Here is a 6814-nt window from a genome sequence, read left to right as displayed (position 1 = left end):
AGCACCTGACCGTCGAAGACCACGGCCTCGCCGACCGGGTTGGCGGCTACGGCGTTGGCCATGATCTCGGGCAGGGTGAGCGCCTCGACGGCCTTGGCGCCGTTGCGCGACAACAGGTCCGCGCGCTCGGCGGCCGACAGCAGTTGCAGGTCGCCGACCGGCAGCTGCGGCCGCGCGGTGATCTGCTCCAGCAACCTGGTGAACCGCTGTGCGAAACGTTCCACCGTGGCGTCGTCGAACAGGTCACGCGCGAACGCGAATTCGGCGTACATGCCCTCGCCGGCGGTCCCGGCTTCGGTAATGGTCAGCGACAGATCGAATTTCGCCGTGTCGTTGTCGAATTCGACCGCGGCGACCCGCAGGCCGGGCAGTTCGAAGGTGCTGTCGGGCAGGTTCTCGAACGAGAGCACCACCTGGAACAGCGGGTGGCGGGCGGTGGAGCGCTCCGGGTTGAGCACCTCCACGAGCCGCTCGAACGGGATATCGGCGTGCGCGAACGCGGCCAGGTCGGCTTCCTTGGCGCGGGTGACGAGCTGCGCGAAGGTCTGGTCCGCGTCGACCTCGGTGCGCAGCACCAGGGTGTTCACGAACTTGCCGATCACATTGTCGAGCTCGTCCTCGCCACGGACCGCGATGGGCGTGCCGATGGCGATGTCCTCGGTGCCCGACAGGCGCGACAGGAACACCGCGAGCGCGGCGTGCACGACCATGAACATGGTCGCGTTCTGCTCACGGGCGATGGCTTGCAGCCCGCGGTGCAGTCCGGCCCCGATGGGGAAGTGCACCTTGCCGCCGTGGAACGACTGCGCGTTCGGGCGCGGGCGATCGGACGGCAGGTTCAGCTCGTCCGGCAGGTCCGCGAGCGCGGTCCGCCAGTAGTCGGCCTGGCCCGAGATGAGGCTCTCGGCATCGCGTTCGGAGCCGAGCACCTTGCGCTGCCAGATCGAGTAGTCGGCGTACTGCACCGGCATGGGAGCCCAGCCCGGCGTGACGCCGGCGGCGCGGGACGCGTACGCGATCATCACATCGCGGGTGAGCGGGCCCATGGACCAGCCGTCCGCGCTGATGTGGTGGGCGACGAACACGAGCACGTGCTCGACGACCGGCTTGGGCGGATCGATCCGGACCGAGCCGAGGGCGGCCGCGTGCGCGCCGACGGCCCGCAGGGTGGCGGCCTCGAAGGCGTCGGCCACATCCAGCACGACGGCTTCGTGTGAGCCGAGTGCCTCGGCGACCGGCGCGGTCTCGACGCGGAAGAGCTTGGCCCGCAACGGAACCTCGGTGGTCACGTCGAAGCCGGTACCGATGAGCTCGGCGATGTGGTCGCGCACCGATTCGGCCGAGACCTCGATCGGGGTGAGATCCGGAATCGCCTGTGCGGCAGTCACGATCACCTGTGAGGCGGCGCCGTCGACCTGCGGGTAGACGGTCCGCAGGGTCTCGTGGCGGCCGATCACATCGGCGACGGCCTGCTGCAGCGCGTCCGTATCCAGTTCGCCGGTGAGGCGGACGGCGACCGGAATGTTGTAGGCCGCCGACGTGATGTCGAACTGGTTGAGGAACCACATGCGCTGCTGTGCGAGCGACAGCGGCACCGAGGCCGGGCGCTCCTGCGCGACGAGCGGACGGCGATCACCGGAACCGGCGTGCAGTTCCAGCTTGATGGCCAGTCCGGCGACCGTGGAGGCCTCGAACAGGGTCCGGACCGGAACCCGGCTGTCTAGAGCCGCGCCGAGGCGAGCGGCGACCTGCGTCGCCAGCAGCGAGTTACCGCCGAGTGCGAAGAAGTCGTCGTCCGCGCCGACCCGTTCGCCGCCGACGGAGTCGGCATTCGGGCTCAAGCCGAGCACCTCGGTGAACACGCCCGCCACGATTTCTTCGATCGGGGTGGACGGGGCACGGAAGGCCTGGGTCTCGAACTCGGGCTCCGGCAGCGCCTTGCGATCCAGCTTGCCGTTGACGTTCAGCGGCAGGGCATCGAGGACCACGAAGGCCGAGGGCACCATGTAGGACGGCAGCGCCGCCGACAGGACCGACTTCGCCTGCGTCACTTCCACACTCGCGGTGCGGTCGGACGGCACCAGGTAGGCGACGAGGCGGTCACCGGTGCGCTGGTCGGACTTGGCGAGCACCGCGACCTGAGCGATCTCCGGCATGGCCAGCAGTGCGGCCTCGATCTCACCGAGCTCGATACGGAAACCGCGGATCTTCACCTGGAAGTCGGTACGGCCCCGGTATTCCAGTTCACCATTGGCCGCCCAAGCGACGAGGTCACCAGTGCGGTACATGCGCTCGCCATTGCCGAACGGGTTCGCAACGAAGCGATCAGCGGTCAGATCCGCACGGCCGAAGTAACCGCGCGCCAGCTGCGCACCCGCCAGATACAGCTCACCCGATACCCCGGCGGCAACCGGGTGCAGGCGCGAATCCAGTACGTAGACCTGGCTGTTCCACTCGGGCAGACCGATGGAGACCGAACCCAGATCGGCGTCGGTGACCAGGTGACTGGTGACGGACACCGCGGCCTCGGTCGGGCCGTACAGGTTGAACAGCTGCGCGGCCGCGTTGGCCTTGCGGAAGCGCTGCGCCACAGTCGCGGGCAGAGCTTCACCGATCGCCAGCGCCCGGCGCAACGAACGCGTCAGCGCACCACCGGATTCCGTCAGCAGCGCATCGAGCATGGACGGCACCACATGCAGTGTGGTGACCAGCTCACGAGCCATCAGCTCGTTCAGGTACGCCGGATCACGATGCCCATCGGGAGAGGCAATGACCAGGCGGCCACCGCACACGGCGGCCGACCAGAATTCCCAGACCGAGAGGTCGAAGGTGGCAGCGGTCTTGAGCAGCACCGCGTCATCGGCACCGAGACCGAATTCGGCTGTCTTCCACTGCAACTGATTCGCCACCGCGGCGTGCGGCAATGCCACGCCCTTGGGCCGGCCGGTCGAACCGGACGTGAAGATCACGTACGCGGTGTGCGACGGCAATAGCGGCGACACCCGCTCGACATCGGTGATCGCCTCGACCGCAAACGATTCCAGCTGCAACTGATCCAGGCGCACCAGCGGTGCGACCTCTGTGCTGAAGCGGGCCTCGGCATTGGTGAGCACACACACCGGAGCGGCGGTCTCGAGAATGTAATCGGTGCGCTCGGCAGGCTGATCCGGATCCACCGGCACGTACGCACCACCGGCAACCGACACCGCGTACATGGCCACAACCAGATCCACCGAACGCCGCAGCGCCAGCGCGACCCGCGACTCCGGGCCGACGCCGATCGAGATCAGGTGCCGGGCAAGACGATTCACCCGGTTGCCGAGCTCGGCGTAGGTGAGTACCTCACCGTCGGGCCCGATCAGCGCGACAGCGGTCGGAATGGCCGCCACGGTGGCGTCCAGCAGCGACACCAGGGTCGCGGTCCGATCCGTGTCGTGTGCGGTCGCATTGCGCTCGGTGAGCAGATCGGCGCGCTCGACCGCGGCCAGCAGCTCGATATCGCCCACAGCCGTATGCGGCGCAGCGGTGATCGCACCGAGCAGTCGCACAAAGCGGTCGACGAAGCCCTGCACGGTCGCGTGATCGAACAGATCGGTGGCGTAGGTGAACAGACCGGTGATACCCACCGGTGTGCCCGCCTCTTCGTACCGGTCGGTGGCGATGAGGTGCAGATCGAACTGCGAGATCTGGGTATCGATATCCAGACCGGAGACGGTCAGCCCGGGCAGTTCGAGATTGGACTGCGCCAGGTTCTGGAACGACAGACCCACCTGGAACAGCGGATGCCGCGCCGTGGAACGCACCGGGTTGAGGACCTCGACCAGGCGCTCGAACGGCACATCGGCATTGGCGAACGCCTGGATGTCGGTCTCGCGCTGGCGGGCCAGCAGCTGGGTGAACGCAGCATCGGTGTCCACCTTGGTGCGGAACACCAGGGTATTGACGAACATGCCGATGAGGTCGTCGAGGACGGCCTCGCCGCGACCGGCCATCGGGGTGCCGATGGCAATGTCGTCGGTCCCGGACAGGCGGGCCAGCAGGACCGCGAGCGCGGTGTGCACGACCATGAACAGCGTCGCACCCTCGGCCCGGGCCAAATCGACCAGCGCACGGTGCATTTCGGCATCGATGCGCAGTTCGACCTTGCCACCGGCGAAGGACTGCACCGCCGGGCGCGGGCGATCGGACGGCAGATCCAGCTGATCCGGCAGCTCGGCCAGGGCCGACTTCCAGTAGGAGACCTGCTTGGTCGACAGCGATTCCGGATCGTCCTCGCTGCCCAGCAGATCGCGCTGCCAGATGGAGTAGTCGGCGTACTGCACCGCGAGCTTCGACCAGCCGGGACGCTGCCCGATGGAGCGGGCGGCGTAGGCCATCATCAGATCGCGGGTCAACGGGCCGACCGAGGAGCCGTCACCGGAGATGTGGTGAATCGCCAGGGCCAGCACGTATTCGGTGGATTCCTCATCACCGATGCGGAACAGCGCGACCTTCAGCGGCACCTCGGTGGTGACGTCGAAGACGGTAGAGGTCAGCGCCACCACGGCGGCGGCGACCTCGTCGGCTCCGACGGTGCGCACCTCGAGCTCGGGCACGGCCTGCGCGGTCGACAGGATGACCTGCACCGGACCGGTCTCGGTCTGCGGGTACACGGTCCGCAGAATCTCGTGGCGGGCAACAACATCCACAATGGCGGCGCGCAGCGCATCCACATCGAGGGCGCCGGACAGGCGCACCGCGACCGGCACGTTGTAGGCGGCCGACTGATTGTCGAAGCGGTTGAGGAACCACATGCGCTGCTGCGCCAGCGACAGCGGAATGCTCTCGGGGCGCGGCCCGGCGGTGAGCGCCTTACGGCCACCCGCACCGGCATCGTGCTCCACGCGCGCCGCCAGTGCGGACACGGTGGTTGCCTCGAACATCAGGCGCACCGGCACCCGGGTGTTCAGCGCCTCGCCGAGGCGAGCCGCGACCTGGGTGGCCAGCAGCGAATTACCGCCCCAGGCGAAGAAGTCGTCATCGAGACCGATGCGACCGCCCTCGATGTGCAGTACATCCGCGAAGACGCCGGCCACAATCTGCTCGATCGGGGTGACGGGTGCGCGGAAGACGGCCTTCTCGAAGGTGGGCGCCGGCAGCGCCTTCCGGTCCAGCTTGCCATTGGCGTTCAGCGGCAGCGCGTCGATCTGCATGAAGACCGACGGCACCATGTACGACGGCAGCTCCGTCGACAGCGCCGATTGCATTGCCTGCTTGTCGATTTCGCCGTCGGAGCCGACGACGTAGGCGACGAGGCGGTCGCCGAGCGCCGGATCCTGGTGTGCGACAACGGCAGCGGAGGCGATGGCCGACTGACGCAGCAGCGCCGATTCGATATCGCCGAGCTCGATGCGGAAGCCGCGGATCTTCACCTGGAAGTCGGTACGGCCCCGGTACTCCAGCTCACCGGCGGCATTCCATGCCACCAGGTCGCCGGTGCGGTACATACGGGCACCGCCGGTACCGAACGGGTTGGCCACGAACCGATCCGAGGTCAGATCGGCGCGGCCGTAGTAGCCGCGCGCCAGCTGCGCACCGGCCAGGTAGAGCTCACCGGACACACCCGCCGGCACCGGCCGCAGGCGCGAATCCAGCACGTACACCTGGCTGTTCCATTCGGGCGAACCGATGGAGACCGACATCTCGTCGGCATCGGTCACCCGGTGGCTCGTGATCGAGACCGCGGCCTCGGTCGGGCCGTACAGGTTGAACAGCTCGGTGCGCGGACGCTCGGTGCGCACCCGCTGTGCCAGCGGAGCGGGCAGCGCCTCACCGATGGCGAGGATGCGCCACAGCGAATCCGGCAGGCCGTCGGCGAGCAGCGCGTCCAGCATGGACGGCACCACGTGCAGCGTGGTCACCCATTCCCGGGCGATGAGCTCGTTCAGGTATGCCGGGTCCCGGTGCCCGTGCGGCTGCGCGATGACCAGGCGACCACCGCAGGCGGCGGCGGACCAGAATTCCCACACCGACAGGTCGAAGGTCGCGGCCGTCTTGAGCAGCACCGCATCGGCCGGATCGAGACCGAATTCGGTGGTCTTCCACAGCAGCTGGTTGACCACCGCGCCGTGCGGCAGCGCCACACCCTTCGGGCGACCGGTCGAACCGGACGTGAAGATGATGTATGCCGTATTGGCGGCCGTCAGCTCCCGCACCCGCTCGGCCGCGGTGATCGGCTTGTCGGAGTGGCCCGACAGGTCCAGCTCGTCGATGGCCAGCACCTCGATGGCGCTGATGGCCGCCGCGTCGTCGCCTTCGGCGGCGATGACAAAGCCGTCGCGGCTCGTGGTGAGCACGCAGGCGGGAGCGGCGGTTTCGAGAATGTAGTTGGTGCGGTCGGCGGGCTGATCCGGGTCGATCGGTACATAGGCCGCGCCGGACTTGGCGATGGCGTACATGGCGACGACCAGGTCGGCGGAGCGCCGGATGGCAAGGCCCACGCGGTCTTCCGCGCCGATGCCGCGGGCGATGAGCTCGCGGGCCAGGCGGTTGACCCGCACGTCGAGCTCGCGGTAGGTCAGCGTTTCGACGCCGTCGGCGGTGTCCGCCACGAGGGCGACGGCCTTCGGATCGGCGGCGACCGCCGCGTCGAGCAGGGTGGCCAGGGTGGCGGTGGAGCCCTCCGGGAACACCTCGGCGACATCCTGTGCGGTGTTGTTCCACCGCACCAGGATTCGGTCGTTCTCCGCGGCGTCGAGAATATCGATCTCGCCGACCGTGGCGGTGGCATCCTCGAGCACGGCATCGAGCACCCGCAGGAACCGATCGGCGAATC

1 protein-coding gene is annotated in these 6814 nt (G+C 68.3%); it reads right to left on the bottom strand.

The window, feature by feature from the left end; genetic code table 11:
• Positions 1 to 6814, bottom strand: a 6814-nt coding sequence (locus JWN03_RS34895) for a non-ribosomal peptide synthetase (RefSeq protein WP_297624126.1), incomplete at both ends; no start/stop codon positions are given.

Source organism: Nocardia sp. (genome assembly GCF_025465275.1).
Lineage (GTDB): Bacteria > Actinomycetota > Actinomycetes > Mycobacteriales > Mycobacteriaceae > Nocardia.
The sequence above is the reverse complement of the archived record's forward strand: the minus strand, read 5'-3'. Positions and strand labels throughout refer to the sequence as shown.